We start from the raw sequence: 2,040 nt of genomic DNA, 5'->3' as shown, positions 1-2,040 counted from the left end.
ACCGCCGCACCATGCCCAGGGTGGCGGCACGACATCGCGCGCCCGCCCCCCGGCCTGTCGCCGGAGAAGTGACCCACCACGGCCATGACGGCCGCTGGCCCAGTTTGGGGAGACATGTCCCAGGTTCTGCCCTTTGTCGTCACCGGTCTGACGACCGGCGCGGTCTACGGGCTCGCTGGCACCGGCCTGGTGCTGACCTATAAGACGTCGGGCGTCTTCAACTTCGCGCACGGCGCGCTGGCAGCTGTCGCAGCATACCTCTTCTACTCCCTGCACATCGGCCAGGGTTGGTCCTGGCCGATGGCTGCGGCGGTCGCGGTGCTGCTGGCGGGGCCGCTGCTGGGCCTGGTCCTCGAACTTCTCGCGCGGTCGATCCAGGCGGCGAGCCTGGCCCTGCAGGTGGCGAGCACGGTCGGGCTCCTGCTCGTGATCCAGGCCGTCATCGTCCTTTCCTACGGGACGCTGGAGCTACGGACGGTCCCGGTCTTCCTCGCCTCGGGCGACGTGCGGCTGCTCGGGACGAACGTCCGCTGGACCGACATCGTGACCTTCGCCTTCGCGCTGCTCACCACGGCGGGTCTGTCGGTGATGTTCCGCACGACCCGGCTGGGGACGGCGATGCGCGCCGTCGTCGACGACCCCGCCCTGCTGGCCCTCACGGGAAACAGCCCGGCGACGACGCGGCGTTTCGCCTGGTCCATCGGCGCCACCCTGGCCGCGGCCTCCGGCGTGCTGTTCGCGCCGCTGCTGCCGCTGGACCCGGTGCAGCTGACCCTGCTGGTCGTGGCCGCGTTCGGCGCGGCGGCGGTCGGCGGGTTCACGAACCTGCCGCTGACCTTCGCCGGTGGGCTGGCCATCGGCGTGCTGGCCTCCCTGTCGACGAAGTACTTCACCACCGGCCCGCTGGCGGGGCTGCCGCCGGCGCTGCCGTTCACCGTGCTGTTCGTCGTGCTGCTGGTCTTCCCCCGCCGCTACCTCATCGGCCCGTCGCGGGCCGTCGCCCGCCGCCGGCCGTCGTGGACGGTGCCACCCGTCCTCCAGCTCGTCGCGGGCGCGGCGCTGCTGGCCGTGCTGGCGACCGTGCCCTCGTTCGCCGGCATCCACCTCACCGACTGGACCGTGGCGCTGGCGACGAGCATCGTCTTCCTCTCGCTCGGCCTGCTCGTCCGCAACTGCGGGCAGGTCTCGCTCTGCCAGGTCAGCTTCATGGCGATCGGTGCCGCCGGGTTCTCCCACCTGAGCGTCGACCACGGCCTGCCGTGGCTCGTCGCGCTGCTGCTGGCGGGGCTGGTCGCAGTGCCGGTCGGGGCGGTCCTCGCGATCCCGGCGATCCGGCTCACCGGGCTCTACCTGGCCCTGGCGACCTTCGGCTTCGGCATCTTCCTGCAGTACATGTTCTACGCGCAGGACTACATGTTCGGGCCCACCGGCGCCGGCCTGGACCAGCCGCGTCCCCACCTGTCCTGGCTGGAGATCGACGACGACCGGGGCTACTACTTCCTCGTGCTGGCGATGACCGTCATCGCCGCGGGAGTCCTGGCCGTGCTCGACCGCGGCCGGCTCGGCCGGCTGCTACGCGGGCTGGGTGACTCGCCGACCGCGCTGGAGACCAGCGGCGTGACGGTGAGCGTCACCCGCGTGCTCGTCTTCTGCGTCTCGGCGTTCATGGCCGCCGTCGGCGGGGCGCTGGGCGCAGTCGCGCAGAGCACCGTCTCCGCCGACTCGTATCATCCGCTGCTGTCACTGACGTACTTCGCTCTGATCGTCATCGTGCTGGGCGGCAACCCGTGGTATGCGCTGACGGCCGCCGGCGCCCTCGTCCTGATCCCGTCCTACTCCTCGGGCGAGAACACCGCGACGATCCTGCAGCTCGTCTTCGGCCTGGCGGCGATCGCGACGGCGATCGCCGCCCATTCGACGGCACTGGTCCCACCGGCGGTGCGGCAGGCGATCGGCACCGTCCTCGGTGGCCGCCGTCGCGCCGCGCGCGCCACCGCGGCGGCCGCCCCGCAGCCCGCCGCGGACAGCCCGCCGGCTGCC

1 protein-coding gene is annotated in these 2,040 nt (G+C 72.3%); it reads left to right on the top strand.

The annotated features are described in order from the left end of the window. Positions 1–114 precede the first annotated feature (114 nt). Positions 115–2,040 (top strand): ABC transporter permease subunit (locus CM1CMNOD_RS12255; protein WP_131773996.1); only part of this gene is annotated, 1,926 nt, incomplete at its 3' end.

The organism is Protofrankia symbiont of Coriaria myrtifolia (genome assembly GCF_900634755.1).
In the GTDB taxonomy this organism is placed as follows: Bacteria; Actinomycetota; Actinomycetes; order Frankiales; family Frankiaceae; genus Protofrankia; species Protofrankia coriariae.
The sequence above is the reverse complement of the archived record's forward strand: the minus strand, read 5'-3'. Positions and strand labels throughout refer to the sequence as shown.